The sequence below is a fragment of the Mesorhizobium sp. B2-4-17 genome (genome assembly GCF_006441275.1).
In the GTDB taxonomy this organism is placed as follows: Bacteria; Pseudomonadota; Alphaproteobacteria; order Rhizobiales; family Rhizobiaceae; genus Mesorhizobium.
In genome coordinates this window covers 72664-97617 of sequence record NZ_VFUX01000004.1, presented here as the reverse complement: position 1 = coordinate 97617, position 24954 = coordinate 72664, and the positions used below count along the sequence as shown (strand labels likewise).

General features: G+C 62.6%; 26 protein-coding genes. 17 read left to right on the top strand and 9 right to left on the bottom strand.

What is annotated here, in order from left to right; translation table 11 throughout:
• Positions 1 to 11 precede the first annotated feature (11 nt).
• The 4 genes from FJ548_RS05085 to FJ548_RS05070 all read right to left on the bottom strand — a co-directional run bounded on the left by FJ548_RS05085 (position 12) and on the right by FJ548_RS05070 (position 3455).
• Complete coding sequence (locus FJ548_RS05085) at positions 12 to 1529, bottom strand: type II and III secretion system protein family protein (RefSeq protein ID WP_140607705.1); 1518 nt, start codon at positions 1527 to 1529, stop codon at positions 12 to 14.
• Complete coding sequence (cpaB, locus tag FJ548_RS05080) at positions 1526 to 2341, bottom strand: Flp pilus assembly protein CpaB (protein ID WP_140607706.1); 816 nt, start codon at positions 2339 to 2341, stop codon at positions 1526 to 1528. The genes FJ548_RS05085 and cpaB overlap by 4 nt, the downstream gene beginning before the upstream one ends.
• Before the next feature lie 209 nt (positions 2342 to 2550).
• Positions 2551 to 3069: a prepilin peptidase gene (locus FJ548_RS05075; protein WP_140777146.1), complete on the bottom strand. Its 519-nt coding sequence runs from the start codon at positions 3067 to 3069 to the stop codon at positions 2551 to 2553.
• A 209-nt stretch (positions 3070 to 3278) separates the two neighbouring features.
• Positions 3279 to 3455, bottom strand: coding sequence for a Flp family type IVb pilin (locus FJ548_RS05070; protein ID WP_140607708.1), 177 nt, complete (start codon positions 3453 to 3455; stop codon positions 3279 to 3281).
• A gap of 358 nt (positions 3456 to 3813) precedes the next feature.
• On the opposite strand from FJ548_RS05070, the gene FJ548_RS05065 reads away from it, so the two are divergent.
• The 3 genes from FJ548_RS05065 (at position 3814) to FJ548_RS05055 (ending at position 5618) form a co-directional block, all read left to right on the top strand.
• Positions 3814 to 4236 carry a pilus assembly protein N-terminal domain-containing protein gene (locus FJ548_RS05065; protein WP_140607709.1) on the top strand — a complete coding sequence of 141 codons (423 nt, stop codon included), beginning with the start codon at positions 3814 to 3816 and terminating at the stop codon, positions 4234 to 4236.
• Between the two features lie 136 nt (positions 4237 to 4372).
• Complete coding sequence (locus FJ548_RS05060) at positions 4373 to 4960, top strand: TadE/TadG family type IV pilus assembly protein (RefSeq protein WP_140607710.1); 588 nt, start codon at positions 4373 to 4375, stop codon at positions 4958 to 4960.
• A gap of 34 nt (positions 4961 to 4994) precedes the next feature.
• Entirely contained in the window at positions 4995 to 5618 is a 624-nt protein-coding gene (locus FJ548_RS05055) for a TadE/TadG family type IV pilus assembly protein (protein WP_140607711.1), read from the top strand.
• A 106-nt stretch (positions 5619 to 5724) separates the two neighbouring features.
• Here the strand turns inward: FJ548_RS05055 and FJ548_RS05050 are convergent, their stop codons facing one another.
• Entirely contained in the window at positions 5725 to 6648 is a 924-nt protein-coding gene (locus tag FJ548_RS05050) for a phosphate/phosphite/phosphonate ABC transporter substrate-binding protein (protein ID WP_140777144.1), read from the bottom strand.
• A 293-nt stretch (positions 6649 to 6941) separates the two neighbouring features.
• Between FJ548_RS05050 and FJ548_RS05045 the strand changes: the two genes are divergently transcribed.
• The 9 genes from FJ548_RS05045 (at position 6942) to FJ548_RS05005 (ending at position 16741) form a co-directional block, all read left to right on the top strand.
• The gene (locus tag FJ548_RS05045; RefSeq protein WP_140777142.1) at positions 6942 to 8183 is read left to right on the top strand and encodes a phosphopentomutase; all 1242 of its coding nucleotides are present in this window, start codon (positions 6942 to 6944) and stop codon (positions 8181 to 8183) included.
• Positions 8176 to 9066, top strand: coding sequence for a bifunctional DNA-formamidopyrimidine glycosylase/DNA-(apurinic or apyrimidinic site) lyase (mutM, locus tag FJ548_RS05040; protein ID WP_140777139.1), 891 nt, complete (start codon positions 8176 to 8178; stop codon positions 9064 to 9066). Before FJ548_RS05045 ends, mutM begins: the two co-directional genes overlap by 8 nt.
• 32 nt (positions 9067 to 9098) lie before the next feature.
• A complete protein-coding gene (locus FJ548_RS05035; RefSeq protein WP_140777137.1) occupies positions 9099 to 9872 on the top strand; it encodes an enoyl-CoA hydratase in 774 nt (257 codons plus the stop codon).
• Between the two features lie 180 nt (positions 9873 to 10052).
• Positions 10053 to 10319 (top strand): 30S ribosomal protein S20, encoded by a 267-nt coding sequence (gene rpsT / locus FJ548_RS05030; RefSeq protein WP_140607716.1) that lies wholly within the window; start codon positions 10053 to 10055, stop codon positions 10317 to 10319.
• An 854-nt stretch (positions 10320 to 11173) separates the two neighbouring features.
• Complete coding sequence (gene dnaA / locus FJ548_RS05025) at positions 11174 to 12718, top strand: chromosomal replication initiator protein DnaA (RefSeq protein WP_140607717.1); 1545 nt, start codon at positions 11174 to 11176, stop codon at positions 12716 to 12718.
• A 306-nt stretch (positions 12719 to 13024) separates the two neighbouring features.
• A complete protein-coding gene (gene dnaN, locus FJ548_RS05020) occupies positions 13025 to 14143 on the top strand; it encodes a DNA polymerase III subunit beta (protein ID WP_140607718.1) in 1119 nt (372 codons plus the stop codon).
• A gap of 74 nt (positions 14144 to 14217) precedes the next feature.
• Positions 14218 to 15351, top strand: coding sequence for a DNA replication/repair protein RecF (gene recF / locus FJ548_RS05015; RefSeq protein ID WP_140607719.1), 1134 nt, complete (start codon positions 14218 to 14220; stop codon positions 15349 to 15351).
• A 146-nt stretch (positions 15352 to 15497) separates the two neighbouring features.
• Positions 15498 to 16250 (top strand): molybdopterin-synthase adenylyltransferase MoeB, encoded by a 753-nt coding sequence (locus tag FJ548_RS05010; protein WP_140777135.1) that lies wholly within the window; start codon positions 15498 to 15500, stop codon positions 16248 to 16250.
• A 2-nt stretch (positions 16251 to 16252) separates the two neighbouring features.
• Entirely contained in the window at positions 16253 to 16741 is a 489-nt protein-coding gene (locus tag FJ548_RS05005; protein ID WP_246678555.1) for a GNAT family N-acetyltransferase, read from the top strand.
• A gap of 32 nt (positions 16742 to 16773) precedes the next feature.
• Here FJ548_RS05005 and FJ548_RS05000 read toward each other — a convergent pair whose 3' ends face one another.
• Entirely contained in the window at positions 16774 to 17775 is a 1002-nt protein-coding gene (locus FJ548_RS05000; RefSeq protein WP_140607722.1) for a D-glycerate dehydrogenase, read from the bottom strand.
• Positions 17776 to 17923: 148 nt separating this feature from the next.
• Between FJ548_RS05000 and FJ548_RS04995 the strand changes: the two genes are divergently transcribed.
• A complete protein-coding gene (locus FJ548_RS04995; protein WP_140765024.1) occupies positions 17924 to 18484 on the top strand; it encodes an SH3 domain-containing protein in 561 nt (186 codons plus the stop codon).
• Here the strand turns inward: FJ548_RS04995 and FJ548_RS04990 are convergent.
• Both FJ548_RS04990 and irrA read right to left on the bottom strand, forming a co-directional pair.
• A complete protein-coding gene (locus tag FJ548_RS04990; protein WP_226890478.1) occupies positions 18474 to 18854 on the bottom strand; it encodes a DUF4260 domain-containing protein in 381 nt (126 codons plus the stop codon). The genes FJ548_RS04995 and FJ548_RS04990 overlap by 11 nt on opposite strands.
• 65 nt (positions 18855 to 18919) lie before the next feature.
• Entirely contained in the window at positions 18920 to 19351 is a 432-nt protein-coding gene (gene irrA / locus FJ548_RS04985; protein ID WP_181165535.1) for an iron response transcriptional regulator IrrA, read from the bottom strand.
• Between the two features lie 242 nt (positions 19352 to 19593).
• On the opposite strand from irrA, the gene fabA reads away from it, so the two are divergent.
• The 4 genes from fabA (at position 19594) to FJ548_RS04965 (ending at position 23925) form a co-directional block, all read left to right on the top strand.
• Complete coding sequence (gene fabA / locus FJ548_RS04980) at positions 19594 to 20112, top strand: 3-hydroxyacyl-[acyl-carrier-protein] dehydratase FabA (protein ID WP_140777133.1); 519 nt, start codon at positions 19594 to 19596, stop codon at positions 20110 to 20112.
• Positions 20113 to 20161: 49 nt separating this feature from the next.
• Positions 20162 to 21382, top strand: coding sequence for a beta-ketoacyl-ACP synthase I (fabB, locus tag FJ548_RS04975; RefSeq protein ID WP_140607730.1), 1221 nt, complete (start codon positions 20162 to 20164; stop codon positions 21380 to 21382).
• A 30-nt stretch (positions 21383 to 21412) separates the two neighbouring features.
• The gene (fabI, locus tag FJ548_RS04970) at positions 21413 to 22216 is read left to right on the top strand and encodes an enoyl-ACP reductase FabI (RefSeq protein WP_140607732.1); all 804 of its coding nucleotides are present in this window, start codon (positions 21413 to 21415) and stop codon (positions 22214 to 22216) included.
• A gap of 164 nt (positions 22217 to 22380) precedes the next feature.
• Complete coding sequence (locus tag FJ548_RS04965) at positions 22381 to 23925, top strand: bifunctional diguanylate cyclase/phosphodiesterase (protein ID WP_140777131.1); 1545 nt, start codon at positions 22381 to 22383, stop codon at positions 23923 to 23925.
• A 15-nt stretch (positions 23926 to 23940) separates the two neighbouring features.
• Here the strand turns inward: FJ548_RS04965 and FJ548_RS04960 are convergent, their stop codons facing one another.
• Positions 23941 to 24951, bottom strand: a complete 1011-nt coding sequence (locus tag FJ548_RS04960; RefSeq protein WP_140777129.1) for a class I SAM-dependent methyltransferase — start codon at positions 24949 to 24951, stop codon at positions 23941 to 23943.
• Between the last annotated feature and the right edge of the window lie 3 nt (positions 24952 to 24954).

Here is a 24954-nt window from a genome sequence, read left to right as displayed (position 1 = left end):
CGCTTCCTCATTCACTTGTAGATGAAGCCGACAACGCCGTGATAGCGGCCGTTGGGCCTGTCGGTCTGCATGGTGCCGTAGACGCGATTGACCTTGCCAAGGAACATAGCGGCACCATCGCTGGCCGCGTTGAAATTGTCGTCCGGCTTGGCGAGCTCGTTGCGTGCAACCGGCCGTGCCAGATAGGGCGTGATGATGATGACGAGCTCGGTCTCGTTGCGCACGAAGTCCCTGCTGCGGAAAAGCGCGCCGAGCACCGGGATCTTTGTCAGTCCAGGCAACCCAGTGACGGCTTGCCTGACGTCGTCGCGAACCAGGCCGGCGATCATCATGGAGCCGCCCGAGGGCAGTTCAACGGTCGTATCCGCAAGACGCTTGCGCAGTGACAAGGCATTCATGCCGATACTCCTATTGTCCGTGGATGACGATACGGACCCCTCGGTTGTCGGTTCGGAAACCGAGGTTCTGACTTTCAGGCTTATGCGACCGGGCGACAGAACCACCGGCTGGAACTCCAGGCCGATGCCATACTCGATCTTATCGACGGTATAGGTCTTCAGACCGGTCTGATTGTCGGTGGATACGTTGGCGCTGACCCCGCTCACCATGTTGTATTCGCCGCCGACCTTGAAGGTCGCCTTCTCCCCGGACACGGCGGTCAAGGTCGGCTCGGCCAGGGTCTTCATGACCCCGGACTGCTCCATCGCGTTGATATAGGCTTGCAGCCCCGACGTGCTGATATTGAAGCCCGCGTTTGATAGCGGCTTGCCGAGACCAGCGAAAGGATCACTGAGCGCGCCGTAGCTGATGCCGTTGCTGCCGCCGCTGCCGACCATATTGACGCCGAGCTGCTTCATCACGGACCGGCTCACTTCGGCGACCGTCACCTTCAGCGTGACCTGGTCGTCACCGATGATCTGCAAGAGATTGACGATCTTCGAGGTACGGCGCTCCTGGTCCGGGTTGTTGATGTCGACACCGCTCTGGGCCGAGCCGCCGGCCGCGGTCTGCGAATACTGTCCTGTCGTCGCTTCACCGCCCGAGACGAAGATCGTCGCCAGGTCGACCGCCCGTTTGGCGTCCAGCGGCGTGTCGACCGTCCCGGTCAAGATGACGTTGTCATTCAGCAATTCCACCTTGATGGCCGAAGTCGGAAGGAAGCGCTTGATGTAGTCCTCCAGCCCGGCGACGTCGCGTTCGACCGCCAGGTCCAGGCTGGCGATCTGTTCGCCATTCGGACCGAAGACGAAGATGTTGGTCTCGCCGACCGCCTTGCCGAACAGGTAGATCCGCCTCGCGGTCCGGGTTACGGCATCGGCAACTGTCGGGTTGGCGACAAGGATGTCATAGGCATCGCTCGGCAGGTCGATGACGACCGATTTGTTGAGGCCAAGCTTCACGCGCTGGGCGGCCGTCGTAGCCGATACCCGCGTACTCTTCGCCTCGACGACGCCCTGAACATTCATTCCGACGAGCAGCAGGCCGAATGCCGCGGCTATGATTGCCGGGAGTTTACCGCTTAGCCTCATTTCCTTGCCCCTACTTCGGAAACTTCACCCGACTTGATCAGCCTCACTGTTCCTCTGCGGCCATTGCCAGAAACGAGATAGTCGGCCTCGCCCGGATTCTTCTCCTGGGTGTCCGTGATCGACCGCAACGCCAGGGTCAGGCGATCGGCCATCTGCTGGGCAACGGTGATGATTTCCGCCTGCCGGGGGGTCAGCTCCAGCGTGGCGGTCTGGCCCACCCTGGTCTTCTTGCCTTCTTCGTCCTCCTGGATGGTCTGGTCGATTGCCAGGACGCGGATGTTCTTGAGGATGGTTTCGGTGTTGAAACCGGTGCTGCCGCTGCTGGCATCCGCTTTGCGGGTCATGATCACGTCGACGAAATCGTTTGGAAGGATGAAGCCGCCAGCCGAAGTGTCAGCCGATATGGTCGTGGCGACCGCCCGCATCCCGGAAGGCAGGATCGACGACATGAAGCTCTGCCCCTCGCCGATCAGCTTGGAACGCCGCACGGGCTCGCCCGCGTACATCGTCACGCGGGCTATCGACCCTTTCAGTTTCTCGAGGGCGTCGGGGGCGGTGGCCTTGGTGATGAAATTGGCGTTGATGCCGTCAGCCGGCCAGGATTGCCAGGTGATATTGTTCCCGAGCGCGCTGCCCATCGCGACATCGCCCGACAGCACAAGCACATCCTGCAGAGGTACGGCAGGGGCCTTGGGACCGGATTCGACGACGATCTGGGGCGGCGGCGCAGCGACCATGTTTTTCGCGACATAACCAGCGCCACCCGCCGCGGCCACCGCCACGCTTAGAATAATCAGTCGGGATGCTGGCATTTTGTCCGAACCTCGCCTTGGCAAACCTAGCCAAGCCGGACTTTGCAGCGGCAATCGTCAAAACAAGGTTAATGTAATGCTTACGATCGTGATTAATTTAAGGTTTACATAAATTAGATGGATTGCGTCGCCTTGCGTGCAAGTATCGGCCGGTTTCCTTCAAAGCCAGGTCGGACAACGCGGTAGGGAATAGGGAAATTAGATCGTGTTCAGCCGGCCAGCCTTGCCAGCGCCCACACCATCAAAGGCGAATCCGGATAGGTCAGCAATCCGCCCAGGCCGAGCGCGATCCCATAAGGAACCCCCGCTGACTCTTCCGCGAAGTGGCGCAGGAATGGATTGCAGCCGGTAAATACCGCCAGCGGCGACTTCCGGTAAAGTAGGATGGCGAGCGTCAAGAGGCCGCCAATGAATGTCGAGACGACAAGGTATTCAACGAGATGCACGTTGAGCCCCATCCACACGGCCGTAGCGGCGAGCAGTTTGGCGTCTCCTCCACCCATGCCACCCATCGCGAACAAACCGAACGTCACGGCCAGAACCAAGGCCCCGGCGGCGAAATGCCAACCAAAGGCTGCCCATTCCATGCCCGTCAGCGGCGCAACCAGCGCGAAGACGACGACAAGCAGCACCGGCACGCGATTGGCGATCGTCATCGACAGCATGTCGGAGATCGCGGCAAACAGCATGCAGAACGGAAATACGACGAAGATCAGGGCTTCAAGCATCGGCGCTATGCCTATTGTCCAGGGGCTCAATCTAGAATGGATCGATTAACGATTGATGAGGCCTGCAATTGATGAGGCCTGCAATTGACGAGGCCCGCAATGCAAACACGACCGTCGTCAGCCGCGACATGAACACGCAACGCAAAACAGGGGCCACCACTTGGCGGCCCCTGTCCAGAACACGATCTGAACGTTCAGCAATAAGCCGATCAGCTGCCGCTGGAGTTCAGGGTGGTTCCGATCGAGGTGAACTTGGCGTTGATGGCATTGCCGAGCGCGCCAGCGCCGGTGATGATGGCGAGTGCGATGAGAGCGGCGATCAGACCATATTCGATAGCGGTCGCGCCGGATTCGTCCTTCACGAAACGTGCAATGAGATTAGACATTCGAGAGCTCCTACTCCACGTGTTACAGCACTTCCGTCAACTTCTGTGATGGTTGATCGGATGCTGCCAATCTAGGGAGAAGCTCTTTCGATCGGCTTAATAAACAGCCTTACCGATTCCTTTCCCGGATCGAACATAGTGCGTGGTTAACTCCGCACTAAGCGCCGGCTAAAGCACCATTTCCCAGGCCAACGCCGCAGAAGGCAAGGGCTTGGCGAAGCTCGCGGCCCGGCGCCTGGACCTGGCCACGCGAGCAGCGATGCCGACCGCGACAACGGTCGGCGGCGGTCGACTTAACCGTTGGTTCACCAATCTCGTTCATGTTCCGTTGAACAGTCCGCCTGCGTGGAGCGCCATAATGGCCTTGCCGAGACCTTCAATCCTGATTGCCGTGCTCCTTGCGACCGCGAGTTTGATCACGCCGGCCAGGGCCGGCGCCGGTATCGAGGTCACCATGAACCAGGCCAAGATCGTCAAATTGTCGCGCCCCGCCGACACGGTTGTCGTCGGCAACCCGGCAATCGCCGATGCCTCCGTCCAGGACGCCTCCACGATCGTGCTCACAGGCAAGGGTTTCGGCGTCACCAATCTCGTCGTGCTCGACCAGGAAGGTAGCCCGATCGTCGACGCGCAGGTTACCGTCGTGCGGCAGGCAGCCTCGTCTGTCCGCATTTATCGACGTGCCGAGGTCCAGACCATGTCTTGCACGCCCTATTGCGAAAGCTCCTACAAGAGCGAGGCGGAAAAATCCTCCGAGGCTGAAATGAGCGTCAGCAAATAGGCTGCGCGGCAGACCGGCGGCCGGGTTACCGCCCGGTTAAGACGCCCGCGCCGACTTTAATGATCATTCAAACCGGACCTCAATCGGTTTGCGTTAGTACCCCTGTCGCGACCGTCCAGGGATGGCAGGAACAGGTATGGGCAAGGCAATCGGTTCGACGGATCAACGCAAGACGGCGCGCGCCCGGCCTTTCAGGCGCTTCGTTCGCGACCGGCGCGGCAGCACTGCCCTGGAATTCGCGCTGCTTGCATTGCCTTTCGCTCTCCTGGTGTTCGCCATCCTCGAGAGCTGCATCTCATTCGCCGGGCAGGAGGTGATGGCCAACATCACCGACGATGTTGCCCGCCAGCTGCGCACCGGCCAGTTGCGGCCGGCCGATGTCGCCGGGAACAATTTGACGACCCTGATCTGCAACAAACTGGAAATCATCGTCTCCACGGATTGCCCACAACAGCTGCTCGTAGATCTTCGCCAGTATTCGACTTTCGCCGACGCGGCCCAGGCTGGCTTCAAGATCCAGAACGGTGATGTCGTGCTGATGCAAGGCACCAGTTCCCAGACATTCGTGAACTCCCCGGGGCCGGCGGAATCGAAGAACATGCTGCGGGTCTTCTACAAATGGCCTGTCATGACCGATCTGATGGCCAAGTCGATGGCCAATCTGAGTGGCGGCAGGACGCTGCATTTTGCGTCGGTGACCTGGCAGAACGAGCCGTTCAATTGAGTTCGGAAGCACCGACAAGAAAAAGGGCAATGGTATGATGCGTGCGGGGGCACATCTGGAAACTGCAGGGATCTGGAGCAAGACGGTTGGGTTCTGGTGCAATCGCCGCGGCGTGGCGGCGGTCGAGTTTGCCCTGATCGTGCCTATCCTGCTGATCCTGTATTTCATGACCATGGAGGCTTCGCAGGCTATCGAGACCAGCAAGAAGGTCAGCCGTATCGGCAGCATGGTGGCCGATCTCGTCACGCAACAGCCGACCGTCGTGAAGGCGGATCTCGACGCCATCATGCAAATCGGCACGTCGACCATTCAGCCCTACAACCGCTCGACGCCAAACATCACCATCACCGCAATCCAGGTCACCACCGACACGCCGCCCAAAGTGCTGGTGGCGTGGTCACGCAGGGTGGCCAACGGCGTCAACAGCGTCGGCGCCGCAGCAGGCTCGGCCGCAACGGTTCCGACAACGCTCAACGTGGCCGGCACCTTCCTGATCCGCGTCGACAGCACATTGGGCTACCAGCCGATCATCAGCTGGACCACGGACACTCAACAGAAGCTTGGATTGACAGCCGCCCTCGCCAACGGCATATCGATGGGCGAGACTTACTATCTGCGTCCCCGCAGAAGCCTGACGATCCCTTGCAGCGACTGCTAGAGCAATTCCAGGGACATCACGCCATGTGCCTTTCGTCCGGAATTGCGTAAAAACAAGGGCTTGGAGCGGCTCAGCGATTCCATCAGACACTGAACCGCTGGGGCTTTTACCGCTGCCCACCATCGGGCGAGACCATCCGCACGATGGCTTCCGCCGTCGCATAATCCTTTGGAGCCACGGTCAAAAAACCACCAGAGTGCTTCGTTTCCAGGAGATCGTAGACATCCGGCGTCGTCGATTTGAGGTTGGTGAGGAACACGGTCAGCCGCCGCTTGGCTTCCGGGTCGAGATCGCTGCGCACGGTGTGGGGACCGTATCTCAGCAGGGCCGATATCCACACGACCTGGAGAGCGGATGCCGAAAGGCCGGCCGCCTCAAGCCTTGCCCGCGTGCCACCAGATAGTTGCGGCTGGCCATCGGCCGCGGCCCTGACCCAGCCGAACATGGCGTCGGCCTTGCCGTCGACGAGTATCATTTCCGCCGCCGACGCTGAATCCGCGTGGATCAGAAACGGTGCATCTTCGGCAACCTTGACATGCTCGGCGGCCAGCCCTGCCAGCGGCAAAAACGAGCCCCCGACACTGTCAGGCGGCGGCATGACGATCCGATGGGTCTCCATATCAGCCAGGCCAGGCAGCTTGCCATCCCTGGTCAGCAACACGGAGCGGATGCCCGCCGCACCGTCGGAATCGACCGGAGCCACGAGCGGCTCGACGCATGCGCAGCGTTGCTGCGCCGTGGCATAGGCGGTCGCCGAATAGATGGCGTATTCGATCCGGGCATTGGCCTGCGCCTCGATCAGCGAGGCATAGTCGCGGGCAACGACGAACTCCACCTTCATGCCCAACGCATTGGTAAAGGCTTGCGTCAACTGCGCCAGACCCGGAACGGTGTTGCCGCCATTAGGCTCGGCGACAATGCCGATGCGAAACGTGCCGATATCATCGCGCCAGTCGGCCCGCGCCTGCCCGCACCACAACATGCCGTGCATGACCATGAGGGTAGCCCAGGTCCTCAGCGCAGCCTTCATGGCAAGACTGCCCCGCGTTCTGTTTGATTGACGACCCGTGCCCGCAGCGCCGCGACATTCATCTCTTGTATCGGTGCCATCTCTCGTATCGGTGCATGTCGTCACCCCAAAACCGCCGCACACTTTTGGGCGACATGCACTCTTGCTGTCCATATCGTTCCCCCAAAACCGCTGCGCACTGTTGGGCGACATGCACCGGATTATCGCGCCAAGCCGTTGCCGTTCGGTTTCCGATTTGCCAATGCCGCCGTGGAACCCTATGTCTGGTCGTCCACACTGGCAACAATGATCCGATGGCGCGCGCTTTCCTCTTCGTCCTGGATTCCTTCGGCATTGGCGGCGCGGCCGACGCCGAGCGCTATGGCGACGCCGGCGCCAACACCCTCGCGCACATCGCCGAAGCTTGCGCGGAAGGCCGCGCCGATCGTGAAGGGCTTCGTCAGGGCCCGCTGTTTGTTCCCAACATGGCATCTCTCGGGCTTGGCAAGGCGGCCGAGACGGCGACAGGACTGGGTTTTGCCCATTTCGGAACGGATGTGCTCGCCAATGCCTTCCATGGCGCGGCGCAAGAGGTTTCGAGCGGCAAGGACACCCCTTCCGGTCACTGGGAGATCGCGGGCCTGCCGGTCCGCTTCGACTGGGGCTATTTCCCGGATACCGTTCCCGCCTTCCCCGCCGATCTGACCGAGGCGATGATCCGCGAGGGAAAGGTGCCTGGCATTCTCGGCAACTGCCATGCGCCGGGCACCGAGATCATCGAGCGGTTCGGCGAGGAGCACATCCGCACCGGCAAGCCGATCTGCTACACGTCGATCGATTCGGTCCTGCAGGTCGCCGCGCATGAAGTCCATTTCGGGCTGGAGCGGCTTTATGAATTCTGTCAGGTGGTGCGCCGACTGGTTGACCCATTGAGGATCGGCCGCGTGATCGCACGGCCGTTCGTCGGCGAGACGACCACAACCTTCGCTCGAACCTACAACCGTCACGACTACGCCGTGCCACCGCCGGAGCCGACCTTGCTCGATAGATTGACGGCGCGGGGAAGCCGCGTCATCGCCGTCGGCAAGATCGGCGACATCTTCGCCCATCGCGGGATTTCGGAAGTGCGCAAGGCCGCCGGCAACATGGCCATGTTCGACAAGGCGCTGGGCGCAATGGATGACGCCGGCGACGGCGATCTCGTCTTCGCCAATTTCGTCGATTTCGACACCGAGTTCGGCCATCGCCGCGATGTCGCCGGCTATGCCGCCGCGCTCGAGGCCTTCGACCTGCGGCTGCCGGAGGCATTCGCAAGGCTGCGGCAAGGCGACCTTCTCATCCTGACGGCCGATCACGGCAACGATCCGACCCGGCGGGGCACCAACCACACGCGCGAACGCATTCCCGTGATCGGCACCGGGCCGGATCTGAAAGGCGGCGACATAGGGCTGAGGGCAACCTTCGCCGATATCGGCGAGACCGTCGCCGAACATCTCGGACTGGCGCGCGGCCCCCACGGCACTTCTTTCCACGCGACGATTGGCGGCCATGCCTGAATTGCCCGAAGTCGAGACGGTCCGGCGCGGCCTGCAGCCGGTTCTCGAAGGCGCCCATCTGGCCAAGGTCGAGGCGCGGCGGCCGGATCTCCGGTTTCCGTTTCCCGAACGATTCTCGGAACGGCTGGCCGGCCGAACGATTACCGCGCTCGGCCGCCGGGCGAAGTACCTGACCATGCATATGCAGGATGGTCCGGTGCTGATCTGCCATCTCGGCATGTCGGGCTCCTTTCGCATTGAGATCGACGACGACCGCGAGATGCCGGGCGTGTTCCACCACGAACGCTCGAAAAGCACGGTGCACGACCATGTCGTCTTCCACGTCGAATCGGCCGCCGGCACTCGGTCCCGAGTGATCTTCAACGACCCGCGCCGCTTCGGTTTCATGTTGTTTTCAGAAGGGCTGCCGGAGACGCATCCCATGCTGGCCGGACTGGGCGTCGAGCCCACGGGCAATGCGCTGGACGGCGTGCTGCTCGCCTCGCTGCTGAAAGGCCGCAGATCGCCGCTCAAGGCAGCGCTTCTCGACCAGAGGCTGATCGCGGGGCTTGGCAATATTTATGTCTCGGAGGCGCTGTGGCGTGCCGGCCTGTCGCCCCTGCGCGAGGCGGGCACCATCGCCAAGCCCGGCAAGAAGGCGAAGGAACAGAGCGAACGTCTCGCCGGGGCGATCCGCTCGGTCATATCAGACGCCATCGCCGCCGGCGGGTCATCGCTGCGTGACTATGTGCACGCCGACGGGTCGCTGGGCTATTTCCAGCACTCCTTCGCCGTTTACGACCGCGAGGGAGAGCCTTGCCCCAAGCCCGGCTGCGGCGGTCACGTCGAGCGCATCGTGCAGAGCGGACGCTCGACCTTCTATTGCCGGACGTGTCAGAGCTGAGTTAGACCGGGGTCGAGCGAGGAGAAGCAGCCATGGCCCATGAGACGATCATCACCGAGACGCGCGGCAAGGTCGGGCTGATCACGCTGAACCGGCCGCAGGCGCTCAACGCGCTGAATTCCCAAATCCTCAATGAACTCGTCGCAGCCGTAAACGGTTTCAGCGCCGATCCCGGGATCGGCGCCATGGTTGTTACCGGCTCCGACAAGGCCTTTGCCGCCGGTGCCGACATCAAGGAGATGCAGGCGATCTCCTACGTGGACGCTTACAGCCAGGACTTCTTCGCTGGCTGGGAAGAATTCACGCGGGCGCGAAAGCCAATTATCGCGGCGGTGGCCGGCTATGCGCTGGGAGGGGGGTGCGAACTCGCGATGATGTGCGATTTCATCATCGCCGCCGATACGGCCAAATTCGGCCAGCCCGAAATCACGCTCGGCGTCATTCCCGGCATGGGCGGGTCGCAACGATTGACCCGGTTCGTCGGTAAGTCGAAGGCCATGGACATGTGCCTGACCGGGCGGATGATGGATGCGGCGGAAGCCGAGCGCTCGGGCCTGGTATCGCGGGTCGTGCCTGCGGGCGAGCTTGTCGAGGCGGCCGTCAAGGCGGCTGCCAAAATCGCTGATTTCTCGCTGCCGTCGGTGATGATGGCGAAGGAAGCTGTCAACCGTGCCTATGAAACGACGCTTGCCGAGGGATTGCGGTTCGAACGCCGCCTGTTCCACTCGCTTTTCGCGCTCGAAGACCAGAAGGAAGGCATGGCGGCCTTCGCCGAAAAGCGGAAGCCGAATTTCACCAACCGGTAGGGCATCGGCGGCCGGGGCCGAAACCCTGTGACGCCGGCCAAAAAGAACGCCGGGCAGCGTTGACGCGCCGGAAAAGCTGAACTATAAGCCGCACCAACCGAGGCGGCCCCGTGGCTGCCCGTTTGTTTTTTGCGCCCTGCGGCATGCCGCGTGCGCCGACCAGATTAGAAGAGAGGCATCATGGCCAACACATCCTCGGCCAAAAAGGCAACGCGTAAGATCGCCCGCCGCGCGGCGATCAACAAGAACCGCCGGTCGCGCGTTCGCACCTATATCCGCCAGGTCGAGGAGGCACTCGCCTCCGGCGACAAGGCAGCCGCCCAGGCCGCTTTCAAGGCCGCCGAGCCGGAATTGATGCGCGCCGCGACCAAGGGCGTGATCCACAAGAATACCGCGTCCCGCAAGGTGTCGCGGCTGGCCCAGCGCCTCAAGGTGCTGTCGGCCTGAATCGACTTTCCAGGTTGATCTTCTTTAAAACCCGGCCGATCGTGCCGGGTTTTTTCGTTTGCCGGCAAGTACTTAAAAAGAATACTGAGAAATGGCGTCCAATACGGAGTCCAGGGTTCGAAATGCTTTGCCGGCACATGCATGCCTACTGATGGTCGACATGCTTGAAAAGTGCAGGCTGCAAAATCCCTGGTCAGCATAAATAACCAATATTTTTCAATCAATTAGCGGTAGTCATCCACAACTTGTCCACAGCACGCCGAGGGGACGGGAGGACAACTGGCTGTCAAGCGAATTATTTCAGAAAATTTCAAACCCGCCCGGCTTTTTCATATTCGCGGGAAAAGGGTTTGAATCACAATGGCTTTGTTAAAACATACCGCCGCAGCATGGCGCCTGAACCTGCCCGAGGTAACCAGATTCCTTAAAAATCCGTTAGACGTGGCCTTGCCCTATCCACAGCGATTTCGGTAATGTCCATCCATCGAAAGGGACGGGGTCCTGAGCCCTTAACCCAGCCTGAATCGGGCCAGCTTAAATTGGCGGGATTTGCGACGCGGATCAAGTCCGCGGACGGTTTGGTTTGCTCTTTTTCGATACGGTAGGGGACTGGCGTAACTAGACATGGCAGGTAGACAGCGCGCCGGCGCTCTTTCGCCGGACGGTGTTGTGTTGCCCTGAAATACCCAACGCGGACTGGCTTCCATGGGCCGGCACCGGTTCCCCGGATAATGGGCGACGTTCATTGCCGGCGGCGGCAAGGAGCTTCGTAGCGAAGATACAGTCGCTGGCAAAGGATGCAGGAGGCGCATCCCCAGCGGAAAAACAGGTACAGAAAGGCAAGGAACTCGATCATGCAGAGCGGCATCGAAAGGGAGCTTACGGGCGACCTCCCATTTCCTGGAACTTTGATCGGAGCAAACGAGATGGTGGTCTCCAGCGACGCGGAACAGAAGTTCGACCGGGTCAAGACCCAGTTGAAGGCGCGTCTGGGGGCTGAAGTCTATTCGAGCTGGTTCGGCCGCATGAAGGTCGCGGAGGCTTCCAAGGGCATTGTCCGCATCTCGGTGCCCACCGCGTTCCTGCGCTCGTGGATCAACGGTCATTATCACGACCTTATCTCCGAACTGTGGAAGCAGGAGGATCCCGAAGTCCTCAAGATCGAGATCGTCGTCCGCACGGCCACCCGCCAGGGGCGCAGCCATGCCGAACCGGAATTAGCGCCGGCGCGCAAGATGACGCGGCAGACGCAGACAGCGCTGGCCGCCGGCACCGTGAGCCCAGGCAGGGTGGAGCGGCCTCCGGTGCCGCGGCCGGGCGCTTCGGCCGAGAACGAGTTCCGCCACAATGTGCTGGGGTCGCCGCTTGATCCGCGCTACACTTTTGGCTCCTTCATCGAAGGACCGTCGAACCGGGTGGCGTTCGCGGCCGCCAAGGCCGTAGCGGAATCGCAGTCGAGCGCGGTGCGCTTCAATCCGCTTTTCCTGCACGCAACCGTCGGGCTCGGCAAGACGCACCTCCTGCAGGCCATCGCGGCGGAATCGCTGAAGCAGAATCCCAAGTCCCGCGTCGTCTATCTCACCGCCGAATATTTCATGTGGCGCTTCGCCACGGCGATCCGTGACAACAATGCGCTGACGCTCAAGGAGCAGCTGCGCGACATCGATCTCCTGATCATCGACGACATGCAGTTCCTGCAGGGCAAGTCGATCCAGCATGAGTTCTGCCACTTGATCAACATGCTGCTCGACAGCGCCAAGCAAGTCGTCGTCGCCGCGGACCGGCCACCGTCGGAGCTGGAATCGCTGGAGCCGCGGGTGCGTTCGCGCCTCAATGGCGGCGTCGCGCTCGAAATGTCGGCGCCCGATTTCGCCATGCGCCTCGGCATGCTCAAACTGCGCCTGGCCACGGCCAGGACCGACGACGCGTCGCTCGACATTTCCGATGAAATCCTCAATCACGTCGCCCGCACCGTGACCGGCAGCGGCCGCGAACTCGAGGGTGCGTTCAATCAGCTGCTGTTTCGCCAGTCGTTCGAGCCGCAGATCACCATCGACCGCATCGACGAGATCCTCGGCCACATCTATCGCACGGGCGAGCCGAAGCGGGTTCGCATCGAGGACATCCAGCGCATCGTGGCGCGCCACTACAACGTGTCGAAGACGGAACTTTTGTCCAACCGGCGCACGCGCACGATCGTCAAGCCCAGGCAGGTAGCCATGTATCTGTCGAAGGTGATGACGCCGCGCTCCTTGCCCGAAATCGGGCGGCGCTTCGGCGGCCGCGACCACACCACGGTGCTGCATGCCGTGCGCAAGATCGAAGACCTTTCTGGCGCCGACAACACGCTGGCACAGGAACTAGAACTGCTGCGGCGCCTGATCAACGACCAGGCCTGACCGGTACCGCGACAGGCAAGCCAGAACGGTTCTGGAATTCAATGGCTTGCCTGCCCGGCCGTGAACCCGAAATGGGCCCACGGCCTTGCCGGGAGACGATCCGGATTCCGGATTCGCCGCATCGGCCGGCGGACTTCGCGCCCTTTATCCCCAGAAAGCCTGTGCAGCCGGCCTGAACCGGTGGCGCGGGCTTGCGTTTGCTGGCTTTTTCCTGTCAGTTTACGCAGATTCTGAGCCTGTTCAGACGTTTCGCGGGGCGCCGCCAGCCGGAGACCCGCTCATCCTTTCAAGCGAGCCTGTTTCGTCATGCGTGTTATCCTGGAACGGTCAAATCTCCTGAAGTCGCTCAACCACGTCCACCGCGTGGTCGAACGGCGCAACACAATACCGATCCTGTCCAACGTGCTGCTCAGCGCCGAGGGCGCCAGCCTCGAAATGAAAGCCACCGACCTAGACCTGGAGGTGACGGAAGCGACGCCGGCCAAGGTGGAGCGCGGCGGGGCGACGACGGTTCCGGCCCACCTTCTCTATGACATCGTGCGCAAACTCTCCGACGGCGCCGAGGTGATGCTGAAGACGGATGAGGACGGCAACGCCATGACGGTGACGTCGGGCCGCTCGAGCTTCCGCCTGCAGTGCCTGCCGCAATCCGACTTCCCGGAGCTTTCGGCCGGCTCCTTCTCGCATATCTTCCGGCTCGACTCGGTCGCCCTGAAGGGGCTGATCGAGAAGACGCAGTTCGCCATTTCCACCGAAGAGACGCGCTACTATCTCAACGGCATCTACCTGCACACACATGAGGTCGGCGGCAAGCTCAAGCTGCGCTCCGTGGCCACAGACGGCCACCGCCTGGCCCGTGCCGAGATCGACGCACCGGCGGGTTCCGAGGGCATGCCGGGGATCATCATTCCGCGCAAGACGGTCAGTGAGCTGCAGAAGCTGGTCGACGATCCGGATATCGCCGTGACCACCGAACTGTCGGACACCAAGATCCGCTTCACCATCGGCAGCGTGGTCCTGACCTCGAAGCTGATCGACGGCACCTTCCCCGATTATCAGCGCGTCATTCCGACCGGCAACGACAAGAAGCTGATCCTCGACCGCCAGAGCTTTGCCGCCGCGGTCGATCGCGTCTCGACCATTTCCTCCGAACGCGGCCGCGCGGTGAAGCTTTCGATCAGCGAAGGCCAGGTGACGCTCGCCGTCAACAACCCGGATTCCGGCAGCGCCACCGAGGAACTGGCCGCCGACTATTCGGCGGACCCGATCGAGATCGGCTTCAACGCCAAATACCTGCTCGACGTCGCCGCACAGCTGACCGGTACGGAAGCCAAATTCATGCTGGCCGACGCCGGTTCGCCGACGCTGATTCACGACATGGCCGACGAGACCGCGCTCTACGTGCTGATGCCGATGCGCGTATAGCCGGCACCTGTCGTCAGGCGGCTCCGCCGCAGCCGGTAGCGAGAATGATGGCGACTTCTACAGGCGGATAGCGGTTGCCGGTACAAACCCATATAAGTAAGCTAATACTTACTAACTTTCGCAATTATGCGGCGCTGGCGATCGATCTCGCCCCCGGCCTTGTGGTCTTTTCTGGTGACAACGGCGCCGGCAAGACCAACCTTCTCGAAGCCATCTCCTTTCTGACGCCGGGACGCGGCCTGCGCCGCGCTCCTTACGCGGATGTCGCGCGCGAGGGCGGCGACGGCGGTTTTGCGCTGCACGCCCGGCTCGACGGACCTGGCGGCCAGATCGAGATCGGCACCGGCATTTCCGGCGGCGAGAGCGAGGGCGGCAGGCGGGTGCGGATCAACGGCGCCAACGCGCGGTCGGCCGAGGACATGCTGGAATGGCTGCGCGTCGTTTGGCTGACGCCCGCCATGGATGCGCTGTTCACCGGACCGGCGGCGGATCGCCGGCGCTTTCTCGACCGGCTGGTGCTGGCGATCGACCCTGGTCACGGCCAGCGCGCCCTCGACTACGAGAAGGCGATGCGCGGCCGTAATCGTCTGCTGACCGAAGGCTCGCGCGACGACCGCTGGTTCGACGCGATCGAGACCCAGATGGCCGAAACCGGGGTGGCGATCGCCGCGGCGCGCGCCGAGATAGTGCGCCTGCTGGCCGCCATGATCGACAGGCTGCCCGACAGGGGACCGTTCCCGCAGGCCGACATCGGCCTCGCGGGCGATCTGGAAGCCGAGATCGCAAGCGCGCCGGCGGTCGATGTCGAGGAGCGGTTCCGGCGGACACTCATGGAAAGCCGTGACCGCGACCGCGCCGCCGGGCGCACGCTCGAGGGGCCGCACCGTTCGGATCTCGTGGTCCGGCACCGGCCCAAGGCGATGCCGGCAGAGCTCTGCTCGACCGGTGAGCAGAAGGCACTGCTGGTCGGCATCGTCCTGTCGCATGCAAGGCTGACCGGCGAGATGTCCGGCATGACGCCGATCCTGCTGCTTGACGAGATCGCCGCGCATCTCGACGGCGGACGGCGGGCGGCGCTATTCTCGATCCTGGAGGAATTGAACTGCCAGGCTTTCATGACGGGAACCGATGCGGCTCTGTTTTCCAGCCTGCTGGGCAGGGCGCAGTTCCTGACGGTCGACCACGGCAAGGTTAAGCCAACCGCCTAGATTGCATGCATGTAGCCCAAAACCGCTCGACACTTTTGGGCGACGCGATCTTGTCGCATGCATGTCGGTACCCCAAAACCGCTCGACACTTTGGGCGACATGCATGAAGACCTGACAAGGTTTTTCGGCCACGATATGGTCCTGATATGACCACTGCGCTCACCACCGACGAGATCGAACGTTATGCCCGCCACATCGTGCTGCCCGAGGTCGGCGGCGCGGGCCAGCAGAAGCTCAAGCAAGCGCGTGTCCTGGTGATCGGCGCGGGCGGGCTGGGGGCGCCGGTGCTCGAATACCTTGCCGCGGCCGGCGTCGGCGCGCTTGGCATAGTCGACGACGACACCGTGTCGCTCTCCAATCTGCAGCGTCAAGTCATCCACGGCACCGATACGGTCGGCATGCTGAAAACCGATAGCGCCAAGGCGGCGATCATCCGCATCAATCCCAACACCACGGTCGAGACGCACACATTGCGGCTGAGCGCGGACAACGCCCCTGCCCTCGTCGCCCGCTATGACATCGTCGTCGACGGCTCCGACAATTTCGAAACCCGCTATACGGTGGCCGACGCCTGCGCGAGCGAAAGAAAGCCGCTGGTGCATGCCGCTGTCGGACGCTTCGACGGTTCGGTGACGGTGCTGAAGCCATTCGAGGACGGCAAGGATGGCAAGCCGAACCCGAGCTACCGCGACCTCTTTCCCGAAGCCCCGCCGCCGGGCCTCGTGCCGTCCTGCGCCGAGGCCGGGGTGCTCGGCGCGCTGACCGGCGTCGTCGGCACGCTGCAGGCCATGGAGGCGATCAAGCTGATCACCGGCATCGGAGAACCGCTGGTCGGCCGGCTGCTGCTCTACGATGCGCTCGCCGCGCGCTTCGAAACGATCCGCTACACAAGGCGCTGATCTTGAAGCAGACCGTGCTCTTCTCCCTCACCCGCATTCCCGCCGATTTCGACCGCTGGGCTGATGTGCTTGCCCTGATCATGCAGGCCTTCGCCTTCATGGACGGCGTCATCGACCCGCCATCCTCGGCCCATTTGCTCACCGTCGACACATTGCGTGACAAGGCTCGGCGGGAGACCGGCTTCGTGGCCCTCAACGACGGCAGGATCGTCGGCTGCGTCTTTGCTCTCGAACGGGGGGACGACTTTTATGTCGGCAAGCTCGCCGTCGCACCGGACTGGCAGGGGCAAGGCATTGGCCGGCAGCTGATGCGGGCGGTCGAATGTCTTGCGCTCGACCGCGGCAAGGCGGCGCTGGAACTTCAGACACGGATCGAACTCATCACGAACCATGCCGCCTTCGCCTGCCTCGGCTTCCACGAGACCGAACAGACGGCGCATGAAGGCTACGCCAGGCCGACCTCGATCACCATGCGCAAAACCATTTCGTAAGCCTTGGCTTTCACTTGAAGGAAGGCGAGCCGTCAGGTCCTGAGCGGCAGTACGCGGTCCGGCGGACGATGCCCGTCAACGAAGGCCCTGATATTGATGATGACCTTCTCGCCCATGTCGATGCGGCCCTCGAGCGTCGCCGAGCCCATATGCGGCAAGAGCACGACCTTGCCCTTGGCGGCGAGCTTGAGCAGCTTGCCATTCAGGGCCGGCTCGTGCTCGTAGACGTCGAGGCCGGCGCCGGCGATCTTGCCGTCCTGGATCAGCTTGACCAGCGCTTCTTCATCGATGATGTCGCCGCGCGCGGTGTTGACGACATAGGCCGTGGGCTGCAGCAACGCCAGTCGCCGCGCCGACAAGAGGTGAAAGGTCGCGGGCGTCGACGGACAGTTGACCGAGATGATATCCATGCGGGCCAGCATCTGGTCGAGGCTTTCCCAATAGGTCGCCTCCAGCCCGTCCTCGACCGCCGGCAGCACGCGATGGCGATTGTGATAGTGGATGGAAAGGCCGAAGGCCTTGGCCCGCCGGGCAACGGCCGTGCCGATGCGGCCCATGCCGACAATGCCGAGCCGCTTGCCCCAGATGCGCCGGCCAAGCATCCAGGTCGGCGACCAGCCGGCCCATTTCTTGTCTCCGGTCAGCACGTTGGCGCCTTCCGCGAGCCGGCGTGGCACCGCCAGCATCAGCGCCATGGTCATGTCGGCGGTATCTTCCGTGAGCACATTGGGCGTGTTGGTGACGGTAATGCCCCTCTTGGCCGCCGCCGCCACGTCGATCTTGTCGACGCCATTGCCGAAATTGGCGATCAGCTTGAGGTTGTCGCCGGCCTGGGCGATCAGCGCCGCGTCGATCTGGTCGGTCACGGTCGGCACCAGCACGTCGGCTTCCTTGACCGCGGCAACCAGCTCCGGCTGCGTCATCGGCCTGTCCTCGACATTCAGCCTTGCATCGAACAACTCGCGCATGCGGGTCTCGACCGGGTCGGGCAGCTTTCGCGTGATGACCACGAGAGGCTTCTTTTTGCCTACCATTGTTTCCCTCGTTGAGACCTCTTTAACCAAGACCGGCGAAACTGAAAGCCGGTCGCGGTAGCCGATTTACCCATGTAACAAGCGGTGCCGCCGAAGACAAAGAAAAAGGGGCGCCGCAGCCGCCGGGCCGGCACCGAAAGGAACGAAAGTGTCTGGTTTCGCGTCGCTTCGCCTGACCCTCAGCGCAGCATTTCTCGGCGCTCTCCTTTATTCTCCGCTTGCCATGGCGCAAAGCGCGGCGGCACCGGCCCAGAGCGCCGTCACGCTCGGGCCGAGCGGCCTGCCACTGCCGCGATTCGTCAGTCTCAAATCCGGCCGCGTCAACTCGCGCGTCGGGCCGGGTGCCAATTATTCAGTCGACTGGATGTACCTGAAAGCCGGGCTGCCTATGGAGATCATCCAGGAGTTCGATACGTGGCGCCGCGTGCGCGATGCGGACGGTTCGGAAGGCTGGATCAACCAATCGCTGCTCTCAGGCCGACGCACCGCCATCATCGCGCCCTGGCAGCGCGGCAAGGGCGCCCAAGTCAATCTTCTCAAGAGCCCCGACAAGGATGCCAGGGTGGTGGCCATCGTCGAGCCGGGCGTCATGGGCACGATCAAGGCCTGCGACGGCCAGTGGTGCGAAATGACGCTCGCCGGCCATACCGGCTGGCTCTCCCAGTCCGCGGTGTGGGGCGCCTATCCAGGCGAGCGGGTCAAGGACTGAGCGTCTCGCGTTTACGCCCGATACGGCCGAGATGGGTGTCCTGGAAACCGGTTGACAGCTTGAGGCCATAGCCAAGCGCACGGTCGATGGCGATGTGAGCGATCCAGATCAGTGCGACCGCGATTGCCGTCGCATTGCCGGCCAGGCGACCAGCGAGCAACAGCAGCACCGGTACGATCACGATGTGCAGGGCGTTGTAGGCGATGGCACCGATGCGCGGGCCACCGAGATAGCCCAACATCGACAGGTCCGGTGCCAGGATGAGCAATCCGAAGAGCCACCAGGAAACCCCTGTTGAGCCGTAGAAGACGACAGCGGCCATGGTCACGACAGCCCATTCGAGCCGGACTATCAGGTCGAGCGGTTTCATCCCAGGCAGATTATTCTGTCCGGGCCGATTATTCGGGCCGGGCCGACTAGTCTGGCCCTCGCCTGTCATTCCTGGCGCTTGGCGCGCAGCCTCACGACGATGTCGACATTGGCGATTTCCATACCCTCGGGCGGGTCCGGCAGGTTGGTGACCGTCACCGGGCCGTTGGCGATGTCGAAAATCCGGTTTTCGCCTTCGATGTAGAAATGATGGTGGTCGGAGGTGTTGGTGTCGAAATAGGTCTTGGCGCCCTCGACGGCGAGGATGCGCAGCAGCCCCGCCTGGGTGAACTGGTGGAGTGCGTTGTAGACGGTGGCCAGCGACACCGGCACGCCGGCGGCCAGCGCCTCCTCATGCAGTTCCTCGGCCGAGAGATGACGGTCGCCCTTGGCAAAAAGCAGGTTGGCCAGCGCTATGCGTTGGCGCGTCGGCCTCAGCCCCGCTTCCCGTACGCGCTTGTCCACAGCGACATTTTCCTTCCGGCAGCCCCGGTCCATCTGGTCTTCCAAGCTCACAGTCCCGCCTCAAGGCACGCCCAGAATGGCAAAAAAATGAATGTCTGCCGAAACCGGACCCCAGTTGACATATATTCTGTCGTCCGAATGCGATCAATAGCGCGCATTGACCCGGGCAGACTGGCGGGTTAAGCGCAAACGCCGGTTTCCGGCCTGAAACAGATTGTGTTAGGACACCAACGACAAGGGCGCGCTATCGCCCGGACGATATGGGGACGAGATTGATGGCGGGTTCGAAATCCAGCTACGACTACAAAGAATTGCTGGCCTGCGCCCGCGGCGAGCTGTTCGGAGAGGGTAATGCCCAGTTGCCCTACCCGCCGATGCTGATGTTCGACCGCATCACCGAGGTCAGCGAAACCGGCGGCGCCTTCGACAAGGGCTTCATCCGCGCCGAATTCGACATCAAGCCGGACCTGTGGTTCTTTGCCTGCCATTTCATCGGCAATCCGATCATGCCGGGATGCCTCGGCCTCGACGCTTTGTGGCAATTGACGGGTTTCTATCTCGGCTGGCTCGGCGAACCCGGCAAGGGAATGGCGCTGTCGACCGGCGAGGTAAAGTTCAAGGGCATGGTCACGCCATCGGTCAAGAAGGTCGAGTATGGCGTGGATTTCAAGCGCGTGATGCGCGGCCGGCTCGTGCTGGGCATCGCCGATGGCTGGATGAAGGCGGATGGCGAGCCCATATATGCGGCGACGGACCTGAAGGTCGGTTTGTCCAAGCAGTCGGCGGTCGCTTGACCGCAGCCCTGGCCCGCCCTTTGGCCGGCATCCCTGGAAGGAGTTGCGAATGAGACGTGTCGTAGTCACAGGCCTCGGCATCGTGTCGTCGATCGGCAACAACGCCAACGAGGTGCAGACCTCGCTGCATGACGCCAGATCCGGGATCAGCTTTTCCGATTCCTTCGCCGAGCATGGCTTCCGCTGCCAGGTCTGGGGTGCGCCGACACTCGACCCGTCCGCCATGATCGATCGCCGCGCGATGCGCTTCCTGTCGCAGGGCGCGGCCTGGAACCACGTCGCCATGGACCAGGCGATCGCGGATGCCGGCTTGAGCGAAAGCGACATCACCAATGAGCGCACCGGCATCGTCATGGGCTCGGGCGGCCCCTCCACCCGCACCATCGTCGAAGCGGCCGAAACCACGCTCAAGAACGGCAGCCCCAAGCGCATCGGCCCCTTCGCGGTGCCGAAGGCGATGTCGTCGACGGCCTCGGCCACCTTGGCCACGTGGTTCAAGATCCATGGCGTCAACTATTCGATCTCGTCGGCCTGCTCGACCTCGGCGCATTGCATCGGCAATGGCTATGAGCTGATCCAGTGGGGCAAGCAGGACATGGTCTTTGCCGGCGGTCACGAGGATCTCGATTGGACGATGTCGGACCTGTTCGATGCCATGGGCGCCATGTCGTCGAAGTTCAATGACCGGGCATCGACCGCTTCCCGCGCCTACGACGCCAATCGCGACGGCTTCGTCATTGCAGGCGGCGCCGGCGTGCTGGTGCTGGAAGAACTGGAGCATGCCAAGGCGCGCGGCGCCAAGATCTACGCCGAGATCGTCGGCTACGGCGCGACCTCGGACGGCTACGACATGGTCGCGCCTTCGGGCGAAGGTGCTATCCGCTGCATGCGGCAGGCCCTGTCGACGGTTACCGAGCCGGTCGATTACATCAACACCCATGGCACCTCGACGCCAGTGGGGGATTCCAAGGAAATGGGCGCGATCCGCGAGGTGTTCGGCGAGAAGATGCCGTTCATCACCTCGACGAAATCACTGACCGGCCATTCGCTGGGCGCGGCCGGCGTGCAGGAATCCATCTATTCGATCCTGATGATGCAGGGCGGCTTCATCGGCGAAAGCGCCCATATCGAGACGCTTGATCCTGAATTCGAGGGCATGCCGATCGTGCGCAAGCGCATCGACGACGCCAAGATCGACACCGTCCTGTCAAATTCCTTCGGCTTCGGTGGCACCAACGCAACGCTCGTTTTCCAGCGCTATTCCGCATAAGGCCTGGTTTTTGTAGAAGGATTGGCGGCCATGGACGGATTGATGAAGGGCAAGCGCGGGCTTGTCATGGGGGTCGCCAACGATCATTCGATCGCCTGGGGCATCGCCAGGAAATTGTCCGAACATGGGGCGGAACTGGCGTTCACCTACCAGGGTGAGGCCTTCGGCCGCCGGGTCAAACCGCTCGCCGACAAGCTCGGCGCCTCACTGGTCGTTCCCTGCGACGTCGAGGACAGCGCTTCGGTCGCCGAAACTTTCGAGACGCTTGGCAAGGCCTGGGGCGGGCTGGACTTCGTCGTCCATGCTATCGGCTTTTCCGACAAGAATGAGCTGAAAGGCCTTTACGCCGACACCAGCCGGGACAATTTCATCCGCACCATGGTGATCTCCTGCTATTCCTTCACCGAGGTGGCCCGCAATGCCGCGCCGCTGATGAAGGATGGCGGCTCGATGATCACGCTGACCTATGCCGGTTCGGTCCGCGTCATGCCGAACTACAACGTGATGGGCGTCGCCAAGGCCGGGCTCGAGGCCAGCGTGCGTTATCTCGCCAACGACTACGGCCCGCGCGGCATCCGGGTGAACGGCATCTCGGCGGGACCGGTGCGCACACTCGCCGGCGCCGGCATTTCGGACGCCCGCCACATGTTCTCCTACCAGCAGCGCAACTCGCCGCTGCGCCGTACCGTGACCATCGACGAGGTCGGCGGGTCGGCGCTTTATCTCCTCTCCGACCTCGCCTCCGGGGTCACCGGCGAAATCCACTATGTCGATTCCGGCTATCACATCGTCTCGATGCCGACGCTGGACGAATTGAAGCAGACGGATGGCTGAGGAGCGGATTGCGGCCACCCGTTTTGCGCGACATGTATCCCGGCGTTTGGAAATCGCTTCATTCCAGGAAAGAAATAGTCCTCTCCGGTAAAATTGGATGCATTCGCGGAAAGCCATTTTAAGAAGGCTCCCGCTATAGAGTCCCGCAATCTGGGGACCTTTCAATGCCTGCTGTCAGCAACCCGAAGCGAACACCGGTGTTCCGACTGCTCACGATAGCAAGTTCGGGTATCGGCAGTTTCATCCTCGGCATCTGGGGCCTGAAGCACGGTCTCGGCAACGGGTTTGCCGGCATGTCGGTGGACATGATGGTCGCGATCACGGCCGCGCTTTGCGCGCTGGCGGCATCGGTGGCAGCAATGTCTTTCTTCGCCGGCATCGATGAATCGGCGGATTTCGTCTTCAACGAGACCCATTTCGACAAGCTGACCGGGTTGCTGGCCCGCCCGGCGATGGTCGGCAAGATCGCCGAGGCGGCATGCACCACGCGCCGGACCGGAGAACCGGTGTTCCTGATCGACATCGACATCGACCGGTTCAAGCAGATCAACGACGCGATCGGCTACACCCAGGGCGACGAGTTGATACGCGCCTTCACCAAGCGGCTGAAAACCTGCGTTCCCGCGCGCACCGTGATCGGGCGCATTGGTGCCGGCGAGTTCGCCGTGCTGCTTCAGGATCACCAAATCCAGGGAACGATGGAAAGCATGCTCGAGAGGCTCATCGACGAGATGATGGAGCCCTATGAACTCAGCAGCCATCAGCAATCCGTGAGCCTTTCGGTGGGTATCGTGGCCATGCCCAAGGATGGCATCGACCCGGTCCTCATCCTGCGCCGCTCCAACCTTGCGCTGCAGAACGCGCGCGCCAGCGGCGTCGGCAACTGGTCGGTCTTCAACAGCGAGATGGGGCGGGTGGCCGACTATCGCCAATGGGTCGAATCCGAACTGCACACCGCCTTCGAACGCGGAGACTTCGACCTGCACTATCAGCCGCAACTCGATCTGCCGACCGGCCGCATCGTCGGCTATGAGGCGCTGATCCGCTGGAACCATCCAGAGCGTGGCATGATCCCGCCGATGGAGTTCATCCAGATCGCCGAGGAGACGGGGATGATCAACCCGATCGGCGAATGGGTTCTGCGCAAGGCCTGCAGTGACGCCAGCCATTTGCCGGACGACTGCTTCGTGGCTGTCAACATCTCGCCGGTCCAGTTCATGACCAAGGACTTCGTCGGCATCGTGCGCGATACGATGAGGACCACCGGCATCCAGCCGTCACGGCTGGAACTGGAAGTCACCGAGACGGCGATGATGCAGGACCGTGACCGCGCGGCCGCCATCCTGAAAGAGCTTGCCGAGATGGGCATATCCGTGGCCGTCGACGACTTCGGCACCGGCTATTCGAATCTCAGCTACCTGATCGACTTCTCGTTCGGCAAGCTGAAGATCGACCGCTCCTTCGTCAGCCGCATCGATACCGATTCCAGTTCCGGCGCCGTCGTCTCGACCATTGTCGGGCTTTCGCGCGCGCTCGGCGTCAGCATCATCGCCGAAGGCGTCGAGACCGAGAGCCAGGCAACGCTGCTGCGGGCGGCAGGCTGCGAAGTCGTGCAAGGCTACCTGTTCGGGCGGCCGGCGCCGCTGAAGGTCGGGGTCGCCGATGGGCACGCCGGCGAGGACATGCGGCGCGTCGCCACTCTGCATTGAGGGCGCCCGCTTATATCAGCGCCGAGCGGAAAACACCTTGAACATACCGTCGCGGGCAAGCTCGGCGTGGCTGGCAAAGGTGGCCGACAGCACGGGCTCGTACGGAAGCTGGCGGTTGGCGACCATGAACAGCCTGCCGCCGGGCTTCAACGCCTTGGCTGCGGCACGGATCATGCCGGCGCCGATCTCCGGCTCCGCCGCGCGGCTGCGGTGAAAGGGCGGGTTCATGGCGATGACGTCATAGCAGCGCTCGACAGGCTCGGCGAGCAGGTCCGTCCAGAAAAAGCCCTGTGCCACGGTGTTGGCCAGGTTGCCTTTGGCCGCCTCCAGCGCATCGAAATCGGCCTCATAGAGATCGAGAGCCGACAGGCCTGGCGAGCGGGCAGCCATTTCCGCCGCCACATAGCCCCAACCGGCGCAGAAATCGGCCGCGCTGCCACGCAGATCACCAGGCAGGTTGTCGACCAGCAGTTTCGAACCCGCGTCGACGCGGTCGAAGGAGAACATGCCGGGTGCGGTGTGGAACCGGTCCTCGACCCGCAAAGCCGGGTTGGCGACGCGTAAAATGGCGACAGCTTCCATGTCCATCGGACGGCGCAGCCAGAAGGCGATGCCGTGATACTTCGGCATATGGCCGTCGAGCGGCACAAGCTCGTCGATACGCCTGCGCAGGCTGGCAATGCCGTCGTCCTTGCTTCCGGCAATGACGATCAATCCGCCCGGCGCCACGCGCTGGAGAGCCTCCGCGACGCGCAATTCGTTCTGGCCGCGATGGCGGCCGGCGATCACCAGCGCGGCTTCAAAACCATTACCCGCCGGTTGCGGCGTGACCGCGAAGCCAGCCGCCTGCAATGCACGGAAATAGGGCCGGAAGCCTTGGACAAGATGCAGAGTGGCGGCGAAGCCCTGGGGCAAGCGCAGGCCGGGTTCGGCGCCGAGGAAAAGGACGCGTTCGCCCTTGCCTGGCAAGGCAAGAGCCTCGGCCTCGAACGGATAAAAAAGCGTCTTCAGCGCCTCAGCAGACATGTT